The following is a 20,068-nucleotide window of genomic DNA, read 5'->3' on the forward strand; positions in this document are numbered from 1 at the left end:
CGACGAGAAGAACAAGGACGGACCACCATGCGCAACCGCAGAGCCGCACTCGCCGCGACAGCCGCAGCCGCCTCGCTCGCCCTCACCCTGACCGCCTGCGGCCAGAGCGGCGAGGGCGGCAGCAAGGAGAAGACGGGCGACGTCAAGGGCGCCACCATCGGCATCGCCATGCCGACCAAGTCCTCCGAGCGCTGGATCTCCGACGGCAAGAACGTCGTCAAGGACCTGGAGGCCAAGGGCTACAAGACCAAGCTCGTCTACGGCGAGGACAACCCGGAGACCCAGGTCTCGCAGATCGAGAACCTCATCACGCAGGGCGTCAAGGGCCTGATCATCGCGGCGATCGACAACAAGTCGCTGAAGAACGTGCTCCAGGAGGCCGCGGACGCGCACATCCCGGTCATCTCCTACGACCGGCTGATCCTCGGCACCAAGAACGTCGACTACTACGCCTCGTTCGACAACGAGAAGGTCGGCAAGCTGCAGGGCCAGTACATCGTGGACCGGCTCGGGCTGAGCAAGGGCAAGAAGGGTCCGTTCAACATCGAGCTGTTCGCCGGCTCCAACGACGACAACAACACCAAGTACTTCTTCGGCGGCGCGATGAGCGTGCTGCAGCCGTACATCGACAAGAAGCAGCTGGTGGTCAAGTCCGGGCAGACCCGGCTCAACCAGGTCACCACCCTGCGCTGGGACGGCGCCACCGCGCAGAAGCGCATGGAGGACGTCCTCACCGGCACCTACAAGAGCGGCCGGGTCGACGCGGTGCTCTCGCCCTACGACGGCATCTCCATCGGCGTCCTGTCCGCACTGAAGTCGGACGGCTACGGCTCGGGCAGCAAGCCGCTGCCGGTCATCACGGGCCAGGACGCCGAGATCGCCTCGGTGAAGTCGATCATCGCCGGTGAGCAGACGCAGACCGTCTACAAGGACCTGCGCAAGCTCGCCGAGGTCGCCGCGACGATGGTCGACGACTCCCTGAAGGGCAAGAAGCCGCAGGTCAACGACACCAGGACCTACGACAACGGGACCAAGGTGGTCCCGGCCTACCTGCTCCAGCCGGTCAGCGTCGACAAGTCCAACTACCAGCAGGTCCTGGTCGACGGCGGCTACTACACCCAGTCCGAGCTCAAGTAACCCGCCCTGATTCCCTACGGATTGGAAGGCACGACCATGGCGGGACCCGTCCTGGAAATGCGCTCGATCGTCAAGACCTTTCCCGGTGTCAAGGCGCTGTCGGACGTCACCCTGACCGTCCGGCAGGGCGAGGTCCACGCCATCTGCGGGGAGAACGGCGCCGGCAAGTCCACCCTGATGAAGGTGCTCTCCGGCGTCCACCCGCACGGCAGTTACGAGGGCGAGATCCTCTTCGAGGGGGAGGTCTGCGCCTTCAAGGACATCCGGGCGAGCGAGCAGCGCGGCATCGTCATCATCCACCAGGAGCTGGCGCTGGTGCCGCATCTGTCCCTCGCGGAGAACCTCTTCCTCGGCAATGAACACGCCCGGGGCGGCCTCATCAACTGGCGCGAGACCCTGCGCCACGCCACCGAGCTGCTGCGCCGGGTCGGTCTGCACGAGCACCCGGAGACCCGCGTCGCCGACATCGGCGTCGGCAAGCAGCAGCTGGTGGAGATCGCCAAGGCTCTGTCGAAGAAGGTGAAGCTGCTGATTCTCGACGAGCCGACGGCGGCCCTGAACGACGAGGACAGCGGCAAACTCCTCGATCTCATCCTGGAGCTGAAGAACCAGGGCATCACCTCGATCATCATCTCCCACAAGCTCAACGAGATCCGCAAGGTCGCCGACTCGGTGACGATCATCCGGGACGGCCGGTCCATCGAGACCCTCGATGTGAAGGCACCGGAGACCACCGAGGAGCGGATCATCGCCGGCATGGTCGGGCGCGACCTCGACCACCGCTTCCCCGAACGCACCCCGCACCAGCCGGAGGAGGGCGCGGCACCGGCGCTGGAGATCCGCGGCTGGACCGTGTTCCACCCGATCGACCAGCAGCGCAAGGTCGTCGACGACGTGTCGATCAGCGTGCGGCGCGGGGAGATCGTCGGGATCGCCGGCCTGATGGGCGCCGGCCGCACCGAACTGGCGATGAGCGTGTTCGGGCGGACGTACGGCCGGTACGCGGGCGGCACGGTCCTGAAGGACGGCACCGAGATCCGTACGAAGACCGTCGCCGAGGCGGTCCGGCAGGGCATCGCGTATGTCACCGAGGACCGCAAGCACTACGGCCTCAACCTCATCGACACCATCAACCGCAACATCTCGCTGACCGCGCTGGACAAGGTCGCCAAGCGGGGCGTGGTGGACGAGCACGAGGAGCGGCAGGTCGCCGAGGGCTTCCGGAAGTCCATGAACATCAAGGCGCCGACCGTGTTCGAGCCGGTGGGCAAGCTGTCCGGCGGCAACCAGCAGAAGGTCGTCCTCAGCAAGTGGATCTTCGCCGGGCCCGACGTGCTGATCCTGGACGAGCCGACCCGCGGCATCGACGTGGGCGCCAAGTACGAGATCTACACGGTCATCGACCAGCTGGCCGCCCAGGGCAAGGCGGTCGTCTTCATCTCCTCCGAGCTGCCCGAACTGCTCGGCATGTGCGACCGCATCTACACGATGGCCGCGGGACGGCTGACCGGTGAGGTGCCGCGGGCCGAGGCCACGCAGGAAGTGCTGATGCGTCATATGACGAAGGACAAAGAGGTAACGCGATGAGCACGGACGTCACCGACAAGAGCCCGGCCGCGGCACCGCCGGGCAAGGACGGATCGGGCGCCGGCGAGGGCCTGCTGCAGCTGGCGCTCGGCGGTCTGCGCCGCAACATGCGGCAGTACGGGATGCTGATCGCGCTCGGCCTGATCGTCGTCCTCTTCCAGTTCTGGACCGGCGGCGATCTGCTGCTGCCGCGCAACGTCTCCAACCTGGTGCTGCAGAACAGCTACATCCTGATCCTCGCGATCGGCATGATGCTGGTGATCATCGCCGGCCACATCGATCTGTCGGTCGGCTCGCTGACGGCGTTCGTGGGCGCCTTCGCGGCCGTACTGACCGTGCAGCACGGGCTCTCCTGGCCGGTCGCCCTCGTCCTGTGCCTGCTGGTGGGTGCGGCGGCCGGCTCGATCCAGGGCTTCCTGATCGCCTACCTGGGCATACCGTCCTTCATCGTCACGCTCGCCGGCATGCTGCTCTTCCGCGGCCTCACGGAGATCCTCCTGAAGGGCCAGACCCTCGGCCCCTTCCCCGACGGCCTGCAGCAGATCGGCAACGGCTTCCTGCCCGAGGCCGGCCCGAACACCAACTACCACAACCTCACCCTGCTGCTCGGGCTGGTCCTGATCGCGGCCGTGGTACGGCAGGAGTTCCGCGACCGCCGCCGCCAGCAGGAGTTCTCCCTGGACGTGGTCCCCACCCGCCTCTTCCTGCTCAAGCTGACGGCCCTGGTGGCGGCGGTCCTCGTCCTCACCCTGCTGCTCGCCAGCTACAAGGGCGCCCCGATCGTGCTGATCATCCTCGGCGCGCTGGTCGTCGGCTACGGCTACGTCATGCGCAACGCGGTCTTCGGCCGGCACATCTACGCGATCGGCGGGAACCTGCCGGCGGCCAAGCTGTCCGGCGTGAAGGACAAGAAGGTCACCTTCTACGTCTTCCTGAACATGGGCGTGCTCGCGGCCCTGGCCGGTCTGGTGGTCGCCGCCCGGCTGAACGCGGCCTCGCCGAAGGCGGGCGTCAACTTCGAACTAGAGGCGATCGCCTCGTCGTTCATCGGCGGCGCGTCCATGAGCGGCGGTGTCGGCACCGTCCTCGGCGCCATCATCGGCGGTCTCGTCCTCGGCGTGCTGAACAACGGCATGAACCTCCTCAGCGTCGGCACCGACTGGCAGCAGGTCATCAAGGGCCTGGCCCTGCTGGTGGCGGTCGGGTTCGACGTGTGGAACAAGCGCAAGTCCGGTTCGTAAGCGCCCAGAAGAGGGAGCCGCATCACATGGAACTGAACAGACGCACGGTCATCGCTGGAGCCGCGGCGGCCGGCATCGCCGCCACCACCCTCGGCACGACGACATCAGCCGCTGCCGCCACGAGCGCACAGGCAGGCTCGGGAAGGAAGCCGGTGAAGGAACCCTTCGGCAAGCTCGCCGACGGCACCAGGGTCTACCGCTGGTCGCTGGAGAACGGCGGCACCCGGCTGAAGGTGCTGAACTACGGCGGCATCGTCCAGACCCTGGAGGTCCCCGACCGCCGCGGTCACCACGCCAACGTCGTCGCGGGCTTCGGCGACATCGCCGACTACGTCGCCAGGAGCCCGTACTTCGGCGCCCTGATCGGGCGGTACGGCAACCGCATCGGCAAGGGGCGGTTCACCCTGGACGGCAAGAGCTACCAGCTCTCCGTCAACGACGGAGTGAACAGCCTGCACGGCGGCAAGCAGGGCTTCGACAAGCACGTGTGGGACGTCGAGCCGTTCGCCGACGGCTCCGAGGTCGGCCTGCACCTGCACTACACCAGCGTCGACGGCGAGATGGGCTACCCGGGCACGCTCAAGGCGAGGGTGACGTACACCCTCACCCGGCACGGTGAGTGGCGCATCGACTACGAGGCCACCACGGACAAGGCGACCGTCGTCAACCTCACCAGCCACGTCTACTGGAACCTGGCCGGCGAGGGCAGCGGCACGATCGAGGACCACGAGCTGCGGATCGCCGCCTCCCGCTACACCCCGACCGACTCGGGCCTCATCCCGACCGGCGAGCTGGCGAAGGTCGCGGGCACCCCGTTCGACTTCCGCCACGCCAAGACGATCGGCCGGGACATCCGCGCCGGACACGTCCAGCAGGTGCAGGCCAAGGGCTACGACCACAACTGGGTCCTGGACAAGGGCGTCACGGCGCGCCCGGAACATGTGGCGACCCTGCGCGACCCGCGTTCCGGCCGCACCCTGAGGATCGCCACCGACCAGCCCGGCCTGCAGTTCTACTCCGGCAACTTCCTCGACGGCACCCTCACCGGCACCGGCGGCCGCACCTACCGCCAGGGCGACGCCCTGTGCCTGGAGACGCAGCACTTCCCGGACTCGCCGAACCACGCGAACTTCCCCTCCACCGTGCTGCGGCCGGGACAGACGTACCGGACGACGACGGTCCACACGTTCGGGGCGTGAACCGGCTCACACAGCAGGTGAGTTGAACGCCACTGCCGTCCCCTCCGTATCCATGGGCGGCCCGTGCTCCCCCGCACGGGCCACCCTGAACGGAGGTCTCCTTTGGCCGGCAACGTCACCTCGTTGTTCCGCGGCGGCGCCGCGCACAGCCCCTCGATGGCGGCGCTGACGCGCGAGGGCGACGGGACCGGCCCGGTGGACTTCTGCATCCCGTGCAACCCGTACTTCCCGACGCCGGCCATGTACGACGAACTGTCGGCCCGGTTGCGCGAGATCATCACGTACTACCCGAGTAGCGCCGACACCATCACCGGTGAGCTGTGCTCCCTGCTCCAGCTGCCGCCGCAGTGCGTGGCGATGGGCAACGGCTCCACGGAACTGATCACCTGGATCGACCACCTGCTGGTGCGCGAGTCCCTCGCCGTCCCGGTGCCCACGTTCGGCCGCTGGACCGACCAGCCCATGGAGACCGGCAAGCGGGTCGACATGTTCCCGCTCCAGGAGGCGAGCGGGTTCGCGCTGGACCTCGCGCAGTACGCCGAGTTCATCCGGGCGCGCAGGACCCGGGTGGCGGTGATCTGCAATCCCAACAACCCCGACGGCGGCTATGTGCGCAAGCAGTCGGTGGTGCAGTTCATGGACGCGATGGCGGACCTGGACCTGATCGTGATCGACGAGTCCTTCCTGGAGTTCGCCGACGCGGAGGCCGATCCCAGCGTCGTCCAGGAGGCCATGCTCCGCCCCAATGTGATCGTGCTGCGCAGCCTCGGCAAGAACTTCGGTCTGCACGGCGTGCGTTTCGGCTACCTGGTCGCCAACCCGGCGCTCGCCGGGAAGGTGCGGGCGATGCTGCCGAAGTGGAACCTCAACTCCTTCGCCGAGCACGTGGTGTTCATGCTCAAGGAGCACGGCGCCGAGTACGCGCAGAGCCTGCAGCAAGTCCGCCGCGACCGGCTGGAGATGGCCAGCCATCTGTCGGCGCTGCCGGGGTTGACGGTGTACCCGTCCCAAGGGAACTTCCTCTTCGTGCGCCTGCCCGTCGGCGCCGAGGGCACGCTGGTCCGGGACCGGATGCTCACCGAGCACCGGATTCTGGTCCGAGAGTGCGGCAACAAGATCGGTTCGTCCAGCCGCTTCCTGAGACTCGTGGTGCGCCCCCAGGTCGACGTGCGTCGCCTGGTGTCCGGCCTGGAACAGGTGCTCTACGGGTCCAGGAGGGGAGCCGCCGTGCCCGAGCTGGGCACCGGGACCAGCTACAGCTCGGGTACGGCGGCGGTGGACCGGCTGATGAGCGAGACCAACGGACGCGGGATGCCTGCGGCGCCTCAGCCGACACCCACCCCACTGCCGACGGCACCGCAGCCCTTGCCTGCGGCGCCTCAGCCGTTGCCCGCCGCGGCCCAGCCCCTGCCTGCGGCGCCTCAGCCGACGCCGGTGCCCGCGGCAGCTCAGCCGGCTCCGGCCCAGCAGCCCTTGCCCGCGGCGCCCCAGCCGATGGCAGCTCCGGCCCAGCAACCTGTGGCGCCGGTGCCGCAGCCGGTGCCGGTGCCTGTGCCTGCGGCGCCTCAGCCGGCACCGATGCCTGCGCCTGCTCCGGTTCCGGCTCCTGCGGCCGCTGTCGCGCCGACGCCGCCCGGGGTGCCGGCCCGGGGTGGGCTCACGGCGGCTCAGGTGCGGGGAATGACGGCGCCGGCAACCGGTCTGACTCCGGCCCCGGCGACGGGGTGGCCCAATGCGCAGAGCTGGCCCAATGCGGCGGGGGCCTAGACGCCCGCTCGCCGTGGGGTGCTGGGTGCGGGCGGCTGCTGGTTCGTCGTGGTTGCTCGCGCAGTTCCCCGCGCCCCTTGCGGGGCGCTGCACTCGGCCGGGAGTCAGAGGCTGTGGGCGGTGATGTCGCCGTGGGAGGTGGTGGCGCGGATGTCGAGTGCGGGGGTGCCGGTGTTCTTGAGGGTGTTGCTGATGCGGCCGTAGCTGGTGCCGGCGTCCAGGGTGGCGGAGACGCCGGCGGCGGCGCCGATGGTGATGTCGCCGGACTGGGTGCGCAGTTCGACGGTGCCGTGTGCGGCTTGGGTGATGCGGATGTCGCCGCGTGCGGTGCTGATCCGGGCGGGGCCGCCCAGGCGGCCGATTTCGATGTCGCCGTCGGTTGCGGTGAGGTGCAGGCTCGCGGTTTCGTCGATCTTTGTCCGGCGGTGGGCGCCTTCGAAGGTGACGTCGCCGAGGCGGCCGACGCCGCGGAGTTCGCAGCCGGCGGTGTGGGCCTCGACGCGGGAGTGGGCGGGCAGTTTGACGGTGACGTCGAGGGCGCCGGAGGGGCCGAAGAGCTGGTTCTTGGGTTCCGCGGTGGTGATCCGCAGGACGCCGTCGGCGTAGGAGACGTCGGTGTGCTCGGCGGTCTGGACGTCGCGCCTCTTGGCGGGGTCGGCGGGCCGGACCTCGACGGCGGTGTCGGGGCGGTCGGCGGCGATGAGCTGGATGCGTCCGGCGGGGATGTGCAGGACGGCGGAGATCGGGGCGGGGGTGTCGAACTTCTGCATGGTGGTCTCCGGTGCGCGCTGGTTCGTTTCTGACACCGGAAAAGCTACGTTGCTTTCCATGGCAGCGCAACGTTCTCATTGCGTTCGATTGACATACCTGCAGGTAAGTGCCATGAAAGTGTTGCAACCACCCTGCAAGGTAACGCAATGCAATTTTCGCTTCGTTGCAATGGACTGCCGCTGAACGCTACCCGCACCCCGTTGTCACGTCGATCTCGGCCCGCACCGTCTTCCGCGGTGGGTCCCGGTCGACCACCTCCCACCGATCGGCCACCGCGTCCACCAGCCACAGCCCGCGTCCCGCTTCCGCGAGGGGCGTGGGATCGGGTACCTGGCCGGGGGCCGGCGGGCGGCGCTCGGCGCGGGTGTCGGTCACCTCGACTCGGATGCCGCCGGCCCGGAGGAACAGGCGCAGCTCGAAGTCCCGCCCGGGCACCCGGCCGTGGGTCACGGCGTTGGCGGCCAGTTCGGCGACGATCAGGGTGACGGCCTCCGCGGTTTCGGTGCCGTGCGGGATGCCCCAGGTGTCGAGCTGGGCGAGGGTCAGGTGTCGTGCGAGGCGGGCGCCTCGGGGGGTGGAGCTGAAACGCTGGGTGAAGGTGCGGTCGGCGAGCTGCGGGGAGGGGGCTTCCATGGGGCCAATGCATCGGAGGGGAACAGGACTTCACCAGGCACGGCGAGAGCAGCTTCCGCCACTGGACGACAGGCGGATCGAGGTCAGGTGGTTCGCCCACTGCGAGGGCTGGCGAGGCGGGTTCCTCGTCTCCGGCGTGAAAGAAGTCGCCCGCACCCCCGCCACCCTCCACGTCCGCGACTCGAAGGACAGGGAAGGCGCCACCCTCACCCTGTCCCCCACGGCGTGGTCCGCGTTCCTCACGCGCGTCGGGGTGTGACCGTCAGGACCTTCAGGGCCACCAAGGGATGGAACAGCAGGGCCGGTGAGGCCACCATGTTCACCACGCGGACGAACCTCGTCCATACGGCCGCGTCCTTCACCGCCACGTGGAAGAGGCGCGTGTTGTACCAGTGGGCGAAGCGCGCGGCGAGGGGCTGGCCGGCCGGGTTCCACATCAGGTCCGAGTTGGTGGACAGCGTCCACGGGCCCAGCAGCAGTCGGCCCAGCTTCTTCTGGTAACCGCCGGCGAGGCCGTCCAGCTGCCCGGAGGCGCGGCGGCGCTTCAGCATGTCGTGCAGCAGCTCCGCCTCCATCGCGGCCACCGTCATGCCCTGGCCGTAGACGGGGTTGAAGACGCAGACGGCGTCTCCGACGGCGATGAGGCGGTCCGGCCAGTCCTTCACGGCGTGGAAGGGCCGCCACTGGTTTTCGGTGTTGGTGTAGCGGCGGGTGGGCTCCTGGACGGTACGTCGGCCGATCTGTTCGGCCAGGTGCGGGTTCTTCAGGGTCTCGGCGAAGGCCAGATAGCCCTCGTCGTCGGTCGGCGGCTGGTCCTGGAAGCCGAAGAGGGAGCAGGTCCAGCGGTCGCGCTCCACGGCGAGCAGGACCCCGGCCCGGGGCACGGTGGGAGCGAACGGCATCTGGTAGGCGACGTAGAAGTCCGGGTGGCCGGGCTGGCTCTGGTGCGGCCGGTCGAAGTTCATCGACGTATACGTGATCTTCGCCTTCACCGTCCGTTTGGGCGGCACGGTGATGCCCAGGGTGCCCAGCCAGTCGGTCAGGGAGCTGGACCGTCCGGAGGCGTCGACGACCAGGTCCGCGGCCAGCTCGAAGGGCTCCGCGCTCTCCGACTGGCACGCCACGCCGGCGATCCGGCCCGAGGAGTCCCGGGTCAGCCCGGTGCACCGGGTGGACGGAAGCAGCCTGACCTGGGGCAGCGCGAGCACCTTGCGGCGCAGGCGGCGTTCCAGTTCGTCACGGGTGAAGGTCTGGATCCGGACTCCCGTACGGTGCCGGGGCGCGCGGCCCACGGGCAGCAGGAAGTCGATGCCCTCTCCGTAGTCGAAGACCGGCGCTCCCGCTCCTCTCAACTCCTCTCGCAGTCCCGGGAACAGCCTCTCCAGGATCTCCCCGCCCTTGGCCAGCATCGCGTGCGCGTGGTAGCCCTGCGGAGCGCCCGGATGGACGCCGGTGTCCTCGTCGACGGCGTCCCGTTCCACGAGGACGACCTCGCTGAAGAAGTCGGACAGCACGCGGGCCGTCACCAGTCCCGCGTAGCCGCCACCGATGACAATGGCCTTGCGCCAGGGGTGTTCTGTTCTCATGTCGTTTCCCATCCACCCGAGTCAACGGCACCGCCGAGAGTCCCGGTACGGGGCTCGGGAAGCACCTGGGGAGCGCGTGCAGGCCCACGATCATGCGCCCATGGGCCTGCACGCCGTAATGTCAGATCCGGTCGGCCACGATGAGGAGGTAGTGGAAGCTGCCCTCCTTGTAGGCCGTCAGGAACGAGTCCTCGATGCCCGTGGCCACGGAGGACTTGGCGCGCAGTTCCCAGTAGGGGATGGTGTCCGGGGTCAGGTCGACCACCTGGATCGGCACCAGGTTGTTCGCCGCGAGTGCCCTGAAGTACTCGCTGCGCGGGTGGATGTTGCAGGTGTAGTGCTCGTCGATCCTGCTGACGGCCTTGGAGCGCATGCCGGTGACGTCGTTGGAGCAGCCGGTGATGCAGACGTAGCGTCCGCCGTACTCCAGCAGGCGCGAGAACTCGGCGAAGAGTTCGAACAGGTCGACGTACATGGTCGTCTCGTTGGTCCAGATGGCCCGGCGGGATTCGGTCTCCAGACGGGTGTCGAGCATGTTGCGGAAGTGGAAGCGGACCTTGTCGGCCACGCCCCGCTGCCGCGCCTGCTCGTTCGCGAAGCCGACCTGCTGTTCGGAGATGCTGACGCCGTCCACGTGGCAGCCGAAGCGCGCGTTGGCCATGAAGCTGGTGCCGCCGCGGCCGGAACCGGCGTCCAGCAGACGGTCGTCCGGGGTGATGTCGCCGAGGTGGTCGAGGAGCACCTCGGCCTGTGCGGTCTCCAGGCGGTGCAGTTCCTCGATGATGCGCTGGTCGCGGCTCTCGGGCGGGCCGGCGAGGACCGAGGGGTCCCATTCGCCGAGGCCGTAGTGGTGGTGGTAGAGGCCGTCGACCTCGCCGAGCTTGATGTTGACGGGGTCTTTCTCCTTGTTCCAGTACTCCGCGACCGACTTCTGGTAGTCGGTGCGCAGCACATCGCCCATGGCGATGCTTTCCATCTGGGTGGAGATCTTGGACATGGGGGTTCCTTACGGGGGACTCGGGTGGTGATGCGCGGGAGACGCACGGAGGGAGGGAGAGGGGCGGGGGGCTCGGGTCAGGCGGCCTGGGCGGTGCCGTGGTAGCGGCCGCTGCTGGCGTGCCACTCCCGGCTGCCGCCGACCCAGGCCCAGGTGCCGGCCAGGAACCGGCGCAGTTCCGGGGAGCCGGTGTGGGCGAGCGCCGCCGCCTCGGCCTCGAAGGTGAGCATCAGCTCGTTGTGGATGTCGACGGTGCGGTCGACGGCCTCCTCCAGCGAGCAGCCGTCCTCTGCGGCGATCAGCCGGGGCAGGCTGAAATCCGTCGGGCCCTTCTCCTTGGCCATGGAGTAGAGGTCGTTGACGATCACGGTGGCGGTGCCCGCGAGCGTGAACGCGCGCCGTACCCGGGGGTCGGCGAACTCGCCGTACGGGATCTCGTACCCGGCGATCGCGTCGACGAGCACCATGCACGGGATGAAGCTGTTCTCGTGCCGGTGCATCAGGTACTCCCACACCGGCGGGGTGTGCCCGGCGGACTGCCAGTAGCCTTCCTGGCCGTAGGCGACGAACATGATGCCCAGCTCGTGGCGGAGCCGGCGCACCTGTGAGGTCGTCGCGTACCCGTGGAGGTTGCGCAGGCTGTCGCGCAGGGCCCTCATGACCGGGTCCGCCGTGACGACCTCCTCCAACTGGGGGGCGTAGGCGAGCGGGAGGTTCGCCTGGTCGATCACCGAGTGGGCGATGGCGAGCCGTTGGCCGAGCTGCTCCGGGCGGGCCTCCTCGACCTCGCCGTCGACGTAGTGGTCGTCCACGGCCCACTCCGCCAGTGCGCACTTGGCCGCCGCGAGCAGTCGGTCGGGGTCGTCGGTCTCGGGGTGGGCCAGCATCATCAGCCGGCCGAAGTCGGCCGTGCGGATCTTGTCCAGCTGGCCCGGGTAGATCCCGATCTCCTCGGCCCACTCGACCAGGCGCTCGGTGACGGTCTCGCCCAGGGCGGGGTCGTCGCGCACGGCCGGCGGACAGTGCAGCCGCCGTCCGAGATCGGAGCCCTGCGCCGACGCCTCCCGGCGGGGCTCGGGGGCGGGGGCACGGCAGTCTGCCACCGGCGAGCCGGAACCGCGCCGAGCAGGCCCTGCCACCGAACCACCGAGTCCGACTCGACCAAGCCCTGCCGCCGAAGTGCCGAGCCCGGTGGGACCAAGCCCTGCCGCCGAAGTGACGAGTCCGGTGGGACCGAGGCTCGCCGTGCCCACGCCGAGCCCGACGGACCTGGGGGCCGCCGCGTCCTCGCCGAGCCCAACCGGCCTGGGGGCCGCCGCGTCCTCGCCGAGCCCAACCGGCCTGAGGGCGGCCGTATCCGTATCGAGCCGGACGGGCCTGAGGGCGGCCGTATCCGTGCCCAGCCGGACCCGGCCGAGGGCCGCAGCCGAGGCGCCCAGTGCGGTGGGCCCGGTGGGCAGCCCGGCCGGAGACGGCACGGCGCCTGCCACCGGCTGCCCGGCATCCGGGGCATGCACCCCCGCCGGCTCCCCGGCCCGCCGCTGATGCGCCTCCACCGGCTGCCGGGCCGTCAGGTGCTGCGCGTCCGCCGGCGGCCGGGCCGTCGGGTGATGTGCTTCCGCCGGGCTCCCGGCCGTCGGGGGATGCGCTTCCGCCGGGCTCCCGGCCGTCGGCGGTTGACCACCCGCCGCATTTCCGTCCGCCCCCGGACCAGCCGCCGGAAGCGAGGACACCGCCCCCGGACCAGCCGCCGCAGCCGAAGACACCGGCCCTGGCCGCGCCGCCGAAGACACCGCGCCGGAACACGCCGCCGCAGACGAAGACACCGTCCGAGCCGCCCCGAGCGAAGGCACCGCCCCGGGACCGGCCGCCGCAGGCGAAGACCCCGTCCGAGCCGCCCCAAGCGAAGACACCGCCTCCGAACCAGCCGCCGCAGGCAACCGCACCCCCGCCAACTGCACAGCCCCCGGCGCATACAGCCCCGCCGGTCGGTCCGGCGCGGGAGACGGTAGTGGCAGCGGCAGCGTGCCCGTGTGGGTCGTTCCTCGGACCGTGGGTGTGCGGGGCGGGGTGGTGGCCGTGCCGGTCAGGGCGCGTGCCGCCGATGTGCCCAGGCCTGTGGGGCGCGGCGGGAGGCCCGGCTCGGGCGGCGCGGCGGGCCCGGCGGACGGCGGGCGCGTCGGTGCCGGCGCCGGCGGTGGCGGCCCCGCCGACAGCAGGGCCCGTACCAGACCCGCCATGTCGTGGGCCGCGGCGGGCGCCGTGACCCGGGAGATCAACGACACCGTCGTCAGCTCCCGTTCGTCCGGGCGATCTCGACGTTCTCCAGGATGCCGAGGGCGTCGGGCACCAGGACGGCCGCCGAGTAGTAAGTGCTGACCAGGTAGGAGATGATCGCCTTCTCGTCGATGCCCATGAAGCGGACGTTGAGGCCGGGCTCGACCTCGTCCGGGATGCCGGTCTGGTAGAGGCCGATGACGCCCTGGTCGTCCTCGCCGGTGCGCATGGCGATGATCGACGTCGTGCCCTGTTCGGTGATCGGGATCTTGCTGCACGGCAGCAGCGGCACTCCGCGCCAGGCGGGCAGGTGGTTGCCGTTCAGTTCGACGCTGCCGAAGTAGATGCCCCGCTTGTTGCACTGGCGGCCGAACGCGGCGATGGCCTTCGGGTGGGCGAGGAAGCAGCGGGTCTTGCGCCGCATGCTGAGCAGCTCGTCCATGTCGTCCGGGGCCGGCGGGCCCGAGTACGTGGAGATCCGCTGGTCGAACTCGGCGTTGTTGAGCAGGCCGAACTCCTCGTTGTTGATCAGCTCGTGCTCCTGCCGCTCGCGCAGCGCCTCGATGGTCAGCCGCAGCTGCTGCTGGGTCTGGTTCATCGGCTCGTTGTAGAGGTCGGCGACCCGGCTGTGCACCCGCAGTACCGTCTGGGCGACGCTCAACTCGTACTCGCGCGGCGTGAGTTCGTAGTCGGCGAAGGTCTGGGTCAGCGTCTGCTCGCCCACGTGCCCCGAGCTGAGCTCGATCTCCGCCTCACCCGAGCGGTTCAGCTTGCGCTGCCCGTTGGAGCTGATGTGCTGCACGTGCCGGCGCAGCGCCTCGTGGCGGTCGGCGACCGCCTTGTACGCCGTCATCGGCAGCGCGAGCACCGTGGTGGCGGTCAGGGCACGGGCCGTGAACTCCCACTTCTTGGCCTGCCCGGCGAGCACCTGGCCGCCGAAGGAGTCCCCGTCGGCCATCAGTGCGAGCACGGACTCGTCGCCGTACGGGCCCTCGCCGATCTTCTCGACCTTGCCGTGCGCGATCAGGTACACCTGGTCGGCCTTGCGGCCCTCCTGGACGATGACCTGGCCGGGGGCGAACTCCTTCTGCACGAACTTGTCGGCCAGCGCACCGAGCGCGCCGGCGTCCGAGAAACCGCGCAGCAGCGGCAGTTCGCCGAGTTCCTCGGGTACCACCTGGACCTTGGAGCCGGTCTTCACAAAGCTCACCCGGCCGTCGCCGACGGTGAAGGAGAGACGGCGGTTGACCCGGTAGGTCGCGCCGGGCACGTTCACCCAGGGCAGGATGCGGCTCGCCCAGCGGGAGCTGATGCCCTGCATCTGGGGTTCGGACTTGGTGGTGGTGGCGAGATTGCGCGCCGCCGCGGTGCTGAGGCTCTGCTGCTCGCGCTGCTGCTCCGACTCCGGGGCCGCCGCCGCTGCGGTCACTGTGTCGAGGGGCATGGCTCTACCTCGTCTTCCATGGCACGGGGAGACGCGACGACCTGCTGTCGTCACGCTGCGTACACAGAAGTAGCAGAGCTCGCTTACGTTCAGTAATCGAATCAAACGGCGCGCGAGGCACTGTGCATGCTGGACATGCGCCCCTCGCGCGCCCCCTGACACACAAAGCTCCAGGTCGAACGATTCCGCAGGTCAACCGCTGGATGACCGCTCCCCGACGAGAGCCGCCCGGAGTCGGCGCACACTCAGAGTGACCGGCGTGGCGAACGCCTGCCTAGCCGTTCGGGCACTGCTTCCACGCCAGGTGGTACACCGTGCTGATGTCCCCGTCCGTCGAGTCCATGGTCATGAAGCTGACCTTGCCGGGGGACGAGGTGCCGGCGTTGACTCTCAGCTCGGTGTTGATGTTGAAGTTGCGCAGGACTCCGCAGGGCGCCCAGACCAGCTGGGCCCAGTCCGTGCTGTCCGTGGCCTGCCAGTCGTCGTTGTACGCGCCGCTGAAGGGGTGGGTCCTGGGCACGGTCTGCGAGGAGCCCTGGAAGTAGTACGAGGCCTTCTGGGTGGCGCTCGCGCCGGGCTGGAGCGAGAGGAAGCCGCGGTAGTCGGCGCTGGCCACGGCGTAGGTGAAGCCCTGGGGGACGTGGACCACCAGGTTGAGCTGGCAGTTCTTGCGGAAGGCCGTGGGGTCGGAGTTGCCGCCGACCTGGGCCAGGTAGTCGCTGTAGGTCACCGTGAAGGCGGTGTTGTCCGGCGAGACGGCGACCGCGGCCGTGCCCGCGGGACAGCCGGAGCCGTTCACCGTCGCCACATCGATGACGATCTTGTCCGGGGGCGGGTTGTCGAACACCCCGGAGGCGGGCGTGCGGGCGGGTAGTGCGGTGGTGAGCAGCGCCGCCACGGCGCCGCTCAGGAGGAGGCCACCAGCCATGGTTTCTCCCGTGTCGTGGAGTGGGGGGTCTGTGTGGAACCTGTGGAGAGTCCGAGCGCTCCGCATCGTAGGAAGCCCCGCTCACCCCCGGGAGGGCCGACTCCGGCCATTCACAACCGGCCGTTCACACCGGCCCGTTGCGCCGGACCGTTGCGCCCGACCGTCACGGGTTCTCCCACGCCCCCGGCTCCGCCGCCAGCGCCCGGACGGGCTCCGGCAGTGCGTCCGTCGCGAGATCGGCGATGGTGACGCCTTCGAGGATGCGGCGCACATTGGCGCGGAGGGCGATCCACAGGGGCAGGAGCGGCTGCGCCGTTCCCGTGTACGCCAGGCCCGTCGGCCGTTCTCCGCGTACCGACACGATCGGGCCGTCCACCGCGCGGATGACGTCCGCCACAGTGATCGCCGCCGCGTCCCGCGCCAGCCGGTAGCCGCCGCCCCCGCCACGCCGGCTGGCGACGATCCCGCCGCGCCTGAGGTCGCCCAGGATCCCTTCCAGGAACTTGTGCGGGATGCCCTGCGCGGCGGCGATTTCCTCCGCTTTCACCGGGCCGTTACCCTGCCGTACGGCCAGCTCCAGTACCGCCCGTACCGCGTAATCCGCCCGTGCCGAGATCCTCATGGATCCATTGTGGGGCGCCGCCGCATGGAGAATGGCCGCACCCGCGCCCCATAAGATCGCCCGGGAGGATCCACCTTGGCGCTCAGCAGACGTACTTTCAGTGCCCTGGCCGGCTCGGCCGCGCTCGGGCTCGCCCTGGGCGGCAGCGGCGGCCCCGGGGCGCCTTCGGCGTACGCGGCGCGCAGTGTGCCGACCGGCCCGGCGCCCGCCCCGCCGAGCGCCGACGGGCAACGGCACACCATCGGCTACGACCGGTACTCCCTGCTCGTGGACGGCAGACGGCTGGTCGTGTGGTCCGGTGAGATGCACCCCTTCCGGCTGCCCAGCCCGTCCCTGTGGCGGGACGTGCTGCAGAAGATGCGGGCCCACGGGTACAACGCCGTGAGCATCTACGTGGCCTGGAACTACCACTCCCCCGCCCCGGGGACGTACGACTTCACCGGCGTACGGGACCTGGACCTGTTCCTGCGCATGGCCGCCGAGACGGGTCTGTACGTCATCCTGCGGCCCGGCCCGTACATCAACGCCGAGGTCGACGGCGGCGGCTTCCCCGGCTGGCTGACGGCGACGAAGGGCAGAGCACGCACCGACGACCCGACGTATCTCGGGCACGTGGACGAGTGGCTGACCCGGGTGAACCGGATCGTCCGCAGGCATCTGTTCACCCAGGGCACCGGCACGGTCCTGCTGTACCAGATCGAGAACGAGTACGACGCCCATGTCGACGCCACCGGCCGGGCGTACATGTCCCACCTGTACAAGAAGGTGCGGGCGGACGGCATCGACGTGCCGCTGTTCCACAACGACAAGGGGAGCAACGGCTACTGGGTGCCCGGGTCGTTCGACACCGGCGGCGAGAAGGGCGGCTGGCTGTACGGCTTCGACGGGTATCCGTCGCCGTCGACGACCCCGCCGGACTGGGGGACGTTCGGGCCCGGAGGTCCGAAGGGCGGGGCCAGCGCCTCACCGTCCACGCCCGGGTTCGTGCCCGAGTTCGGCGGCGGCTGGTTCGACCCGTGGGGCGGCGCCTGGTTCGACGGCAAGGGGTACGCCGAGTCGCGGCGCACCCGGGACGCGGCCTACGAGCGGCGCTTCTACCTGACCAACCTCGCCAACGGGCTCACCCTGCACAACGTGTACATGACCTTCGGTGGGACCTCCTGGGGCTGGCTGCCCGCGCCGGTCGTCTACACGTCGTACGACTACGGCGCCGCCATCGACGAGGGCCGAGGCGTCACGGACAAGATCGCGCCGATGCACCAGCTCGGACATCTGCTCCAGCGCGTGCCCGACTTCGCCAAGCTGGACCGGGCGGCGGACGTGCACGCCGCGGGCCTGAAGGTCTACCACCTGACCAACCCGGACACCGGCGCCCATGTCTACGTCGCCCGCAACGACGGCGCCGACGCGGTCACCAGCGATCTGCCGACCGACGCCGGGCGGCTGCGGATCACCGTGCCCGGCAAGGACGCCCGGCTGTTCACGACCGGGCTGAAGCTGGGCGAGCGGACGCTGAAGTACGCGACCGCCCAGCCCGTCATGTGTGTGACGGCGGGGCGGCAGGACATCGCCGTGTTCTCGGGGCGGCACGACGACATGGCGGAACTGGTGCTGAAGTGCCCGGTCGAGCCGAGCGTCATGCGGCTGGACCCGGAGGCCGCCTGGGTCTTCGCCGGGGACGAGCTGCGTGTGAACGTCCCGCTCGGCGAGGGGGGCCTGACGCGTGTGCTGGTGCAGAAGGGCGAGACCGAGACACCGCTGCTGCTGCTCTTCACCGACGACGCCACCGCCGCGCGCCTCTTCCCGTACGACACCCCGTCCGGAACCCTGCTGGTGTACGGCCCGGCGATGCTGCGGCACGCGGAGCTGCGCGGCTCCGAGGTGCACTTGAGGGGTGACGTCACCGAGACGACGAGCGTGGAGGTGTGGGGACCGCGGGGCATCCGCACCGTGGTGTGGAACGGCCGCACCCTGCCCACCCGGGTCACCCTGGCGGGCAGCCTGCTGACCACCGGCCTGCTGCCCGCCGCCCCCGAGGTGAAGCTGCCCGCGCTGAGCGGCTGGCGGATGCGCAGGGAGAACCCGGAGGCCGACCCCGCCTTCGACGACTCCGGCTGGAAGGCCGCCGACAAGAAGACGTCGTTCAGCACGACACCGGTCCCCGACGGTCAGCCGGTCCTCTTCGCCGACGACTACGGCTTCCACTACGGCGACGTCTGGTACCGCGGCTCCTTCACCGACTCCACCGGCCTGGAGGAGATCGCGCTCGCCTACAGCACCGGCACCCAGGGCCTGTTGATGGCCTGGCTGGACGGCGAGCCGCTGGGCACCCACCGGATGCCGGTGCCGGACAAGGACACGACCGTACGGAAGGGCAGCTGGGCGGCGACGGCCGCTCTCCCGGTACGGGAGGCGCTGCGCTCCCCCGGCCGGCATGTGCTGTCCGTGCTGGTGCGGCGCATGCAGCACGACCAGGACGGCAAGGGGCTCGACACGCACAAGGTGGCGCGCGGCCTGACGGCGGTCTCCTTCAAGGGCGCCGCACCGAGGGTGCGGTGGCGGATCCAGGGCGAGAAGGCCCCCGACCCCGTCCGCGGCCCGATGAACAACGGCGGCCTGTACGGCGAGCGGGAGGGCTGGCACCTGCCCGGCTTCCGGGACCACGACTGGGAGGAGGTGACCTTCCCGCGCGCCGCCCGGTACCAGGGCGTCACCTGGTACCGGACCACCTTCCGGCTGTCGGTGCCGGCCGACGTCGACGCCTCGATCGGGCTGACCCTGGACGACGACCCGTACCGGGCCTACCGGGCGCAGATCTTCCTCAACGGCTGGAACATGGGCCAGTACATCAACAACGTCGGCCCGCAGCACACCTTCGTCCTGCCGAACGGCGTCCTGCGCACCCGGGGCACCAACACCCTCGCGCTGGCGGTCCTGTCGGAGTTCACCACGCTGTCGGGACCGGGGAAGGTGAGCCTGACGCTGCTCGGCAGGGCGAGCGGCGGACTACCGGTCACGCCCGTCTGATCACGTAGCAGGACAGCGGTGCCAGTACGGCGGTGAGGGTGCCGTCCTTCAGGGCGGTGTCCTCGACCGGGTGCGGGGTGACCCGTTCGGGGTCGCCGGCCGTGTTGCGGGCGTCGGGGTCGGCGGGGCGAAGACCGTGCCCGTGCCGTCGGCCGCGTTGCCCGATCACATGACGCGGACACGCCCTTCCGCGTAGGCTCGGGCGGGCTGCCGATCGTCGGCGAGAAGGGGGCGCGATGGGCATCGCGGGCGCGCGGAGAAGTGCGGCCCGGTTTGCCGGGAGGCTGCGACGGCGCTCGCCGGCCGGCTTGACGATGCGCCGGCTGACGGCTCGCTTCGCCGCCGCGGTCCGGGACCGTCCCAGACCCCCCGCCGATGCGCGTGAGCTGTGCCGAGAGCTGTGCGCGACGATGAGCACCCTCCGTGGCGGGCGGCCCGTCCAGCTGCGCTTCGAGCGATTCCCCGACGAGCTCGCGGTCACGGGCCTGTGGGTGGAGTTCCACGACTTCGACCTGGTCATCGTCGAGGAACGGGCCGAAGGAGTGCAGCAACTGGTCATACTCGGCCATGAGCTGTGGCACATGCACGCCGGTCACCGCCACCACCCCGGCGCCGGCGCGGCCGCGTCCCGCCTGCTGGCCGAGGAGCCCGACCTGCGTGCGGCCGCGCTCGCCGTCGCCGCCCGTGACGGCTCCCGGGAGCGGGACGAGGCCGATGCCGACGCGTTCGGGCACCTGCTCGCCACCGCCTTCCGGCCCCAGCTGTCCCGGGGCACGGACCGGCCGCTCGACCCCGTCCAACGGTCCCTCGGCCACCGGGGGCGCCCGGGGGGCCCACGGTGACGTGCGCCTG

General features: G+C 70.2%; 17 protein-coding genes. 8 read left to right on the plus strand and 9 right to left on the minus strand.

Annotation, left to right across the window (positions count from 1 at the left end; genetic code table 11):
* Nucleotides 1-27 precede the first annotated feature (27 nt).
* From chvE to ACIGXP_RS25240, 5 genes are all read left to right on the plus strand, one after another.
* Nucleotides 28-1,137: a multiple monosaccharide ABC transporter substrate-binding protein gene (gene chvE / locus ACIGXP_RS25220; protein WP_399771758.1), complete on the plus strand. Its 1,110-nt coding sequence runs from the start codon at nucleotides 28-30 to the stop codon at nucleotides 1,135-1,137.
* Between the two features lie 36 nt (nucleotides 1,138-1,173).
* Complete coding sequence (gene mmsA, locus ACIGXP_RS25225; RefSeq protein ID WP_399771761.1) at nucleotides 1,174-2,724, plus strand: multiple monosaccharide ABC transporter ATP-binding protein; 1,551 nt, start codon at nucleotides 1,174-1,176, stop codon at nucleotides 2,722-2,724.
* A complete protein-coding gene (gene mmsB / locus ACIGXP_RS25230; RefSeq protein ID WP_363217513.1) occupies nucleotides 2,721-3,965 on the plus strand; it encodes a multiple monosaccharide ABC transporter permease in 1,245 nt (414 codons plus the stop codon). The genes mmsA and mmsB overlap by 4 nt, the downstream gene beginning before the upstream one ends.
* Before the next feature lie 26 nt (nucleotides 3,966-3,991).
* Nucleotides 3,992-5,164, plus strand: a complete 1,173-nt coding sequence (locus ACIGXP_RS25235) for an aldose epimerase family protein (RefSeq protein WP_399771763.1) — start codon at nucleotides 3,992-3,994, stop codon at nucleotides 5,162-5,164.
* Nucleotides 5,165-5,266: 102 nt separating this feature from the next.
* Nucleotides 5,267-6,931, plus strand: a complete 1,665-nt coding sequence (locus ACIGXP_RS25240; protein ID WP_399771765.1) for a pyridoxal phosphate-dependent aminotransferase — start codon at nucleotides 5,267-5,269, stop codon at nucleotides 6,929-6,931.
* A gap of 104 nt (nucleotides 6,932-7,035) precedes the next feature.
* On the opposite strand, the gene ACIGXP_RS25245 is transcribed toward ACIGXP_RS25240, so the two are convergent.
* A complete protein-coding gene (locus tag ACIGXP_RS25245) occupies nucleotides 7,036-7,701 on the minus strand; it encodes a DUF4097 family beta strand repeat-containing protein (protein WP_399772106.1) in 666 nt (221 codons plus the stop codon).
* Nucleotides 7,702-7,888: 187 nt separating this feature from the next.
* Nucleotides 7,889-8,335 carry an ATP-binding protein gene (locus ACIGXP_RS25250; RefSeq protein WP_399771767.1) on the minus strand — a complete coding sequence of 149 codons (447 nt, stop codon included), beginning with the start codon at nucleotides 8,333-8,335 and terminating at the stop codon, nucleotides 7,889-7,891.
* Between the two features lie 136 nt (nucleotides 8,336-8,471).
* Between ACIGXP_RS25250 and ACIGXP_RS25255 the strand changes: the two genes are divergently transcribed.
* Nucleotides 8,472-8,594 (plus strand): DUF397 domain-containing protein, encoded by a 123-nt coding sequence (locus tag ACIGXP_RS25255; RefSeq protein ID WP_399771770.1) that lies wholly within the window; start codon nucleotides 8,472-8,474, stop codon nucleotides 8,592-8,594.
* Here ACIGXP_RS25255 and ACIGXP_RS25260 read toward each other — a convergent pair.
* From ACIGXP_RS25260 to ACIGXP_RS25285, 6 genes are all read right to left on the minus strand, one after another.
* Entirely contained in the window at nucleotides 8,575-9,921 is a 1,347-nt protein-coding gene (locus ACIGXP_RS25260; RefSeq protein ID WP_399771772.1) for an FAD-dependent oxidoreductase, read from the minus strand. The two genes, ACIGXP_RS25255 and ACIGXP_RS25260, sit on opposite strands and share 20 nt — an antisense overlap.
* 121 nt (nucleotides 9,922-10,042) lie before the next feature.
* Nucleotides 10,043-10,918, minus strand: a complete 876-nt coding sequence (locus ACIGXP_RS25265) for a geranyl diphosphate 2-C-methyltransferase (RefSeq protein WP_399771774.1) — start codon at nucleotides 10,916-10,918, stop codon at nucleotides 10,043-10,045.
* A gap of 77 nt (nucleotides 10,919-10,995) precedes the next feature.
* On the minus strand, nucleotides 10,996-12,171 hold the full coding sequence (locus tag ACIGXP_RS25270) for a family 2 encapsulin nanocompartment cargo protein terpene cyclase (protein ID WP_399772110.1): 1,176 nt from the start codon (nucleotides 12,169-12,171) through the stop codon (nucleotides 10,996-10,998).
* Between the two features lie 1,037 nt (nucleotides 12,172-13,208).
* Nucleotides 13,209-14,639 carry a family 2B encapsulin nanocompartment shell protein gene (locus tag ACIGXP_RS25275; protein WP_363215727.1) on the minus strand — a complete coding sequence of 477 codons (1,431 nt, stop codon included), beginning with the start codon at nucleotides 14,637-14,639 and terminating at the stop codon, nucleotides 13,209-13,211.
* A gap of 274 nt (nucleotides 14,640-14,913) precedes the next feature.
* Nucleotides 14,914-15,567: a DUF4360 domain-containing protein gene (locus ACIGXP_RS25280; protein ID WP_363215726.1), complete on the minus strand. Its 654-nt coding sequence runs from the start codon at nucleotides 15,565-15,567 to the stop codon at nucleotides 14,914-14,916.
* A gap of 163 nt (nucleotides 15,568-15,730) precedes the next feature.
* Nucleotides 15,731-16,189 carry an Rrf2 family transcriptional regulator gene (locus ACIGXP_RS25285; protein ID WP_363215725.1) on the minus strand — a complete coding sequence of 153 codons (459 nt, stop codon included), beginning with the start codon at nucleotides 16,187-16,189 and terminating at the stop codon, nucleotides 15,731-15,733.
* Nucleotides 16,190-16,264: 75 nt separating this feature from the next.
* Between ACIGXP_RS25285 and ACIGXP_RS25290 the strand changes: the two genes are divergently transcribed.
* Nucleotides 16,265-19,216 carry a beta-galactosidase gene (locus ACIGXP_RS25290; RefSeq protein ID WP_399771778.1) on the plus strand — a complete coding sequence of 984 codons (2,952 nt, stop codon included), beginning with the start codon at nucleotides 16,265-16,267 and terminating at the stop codon, nucleotides 19,214-19,216.
* Here the strand turns inward: ACIGXP_RS25290 and ACIGXP_RS25295 are convergent.
* On the minus strand, nucleotides 19,203-19,385 hold the full coding sequence (locus ACIGXP_RS25295) for a hypothetical protein (RefSeq protein ID WP_399771781.1): 183 nt from the start codon (nucleotides 19,383-19,385) through the stop codon (nucleotides 19,203-19,205). The genes ACIGXP_RS25290 and ACIGXP_RS25295 overlap by 14 nt on opposite strands.
* A 67-nt stretch (nucleotides 19,386-19,452) precedes the next feature.
* Here ACIGXP_RS25295 and ACIGXP_RS25300 point away from each other — a divergent pair, with 67 nt between their 5' ends.
* Complete coding sequence (locus ACIGXP_RS25300) at nucleotides 19,453-20,058, plus strand: toxin-antitoxin system, toxin component family protein (RefSeq protein WP_363215723.1); 606 nt, start codon at nucleotides 19,453-19,455, stop codon at nucleotides 20,056-20,058.
* The last annotated feature ends 10 nt before the right edge of the window (nucleotides 20,059-20,068 follow it).

The sequence above is a fragment of the Streptomyces sp. NPDC053069 genome (assembly GCF_044546895.1).
GTDB lineage: Bacteria > Actinomycetota > Actinomycetes > Streptomycetales > Streptomycetaceae > Streptomyces.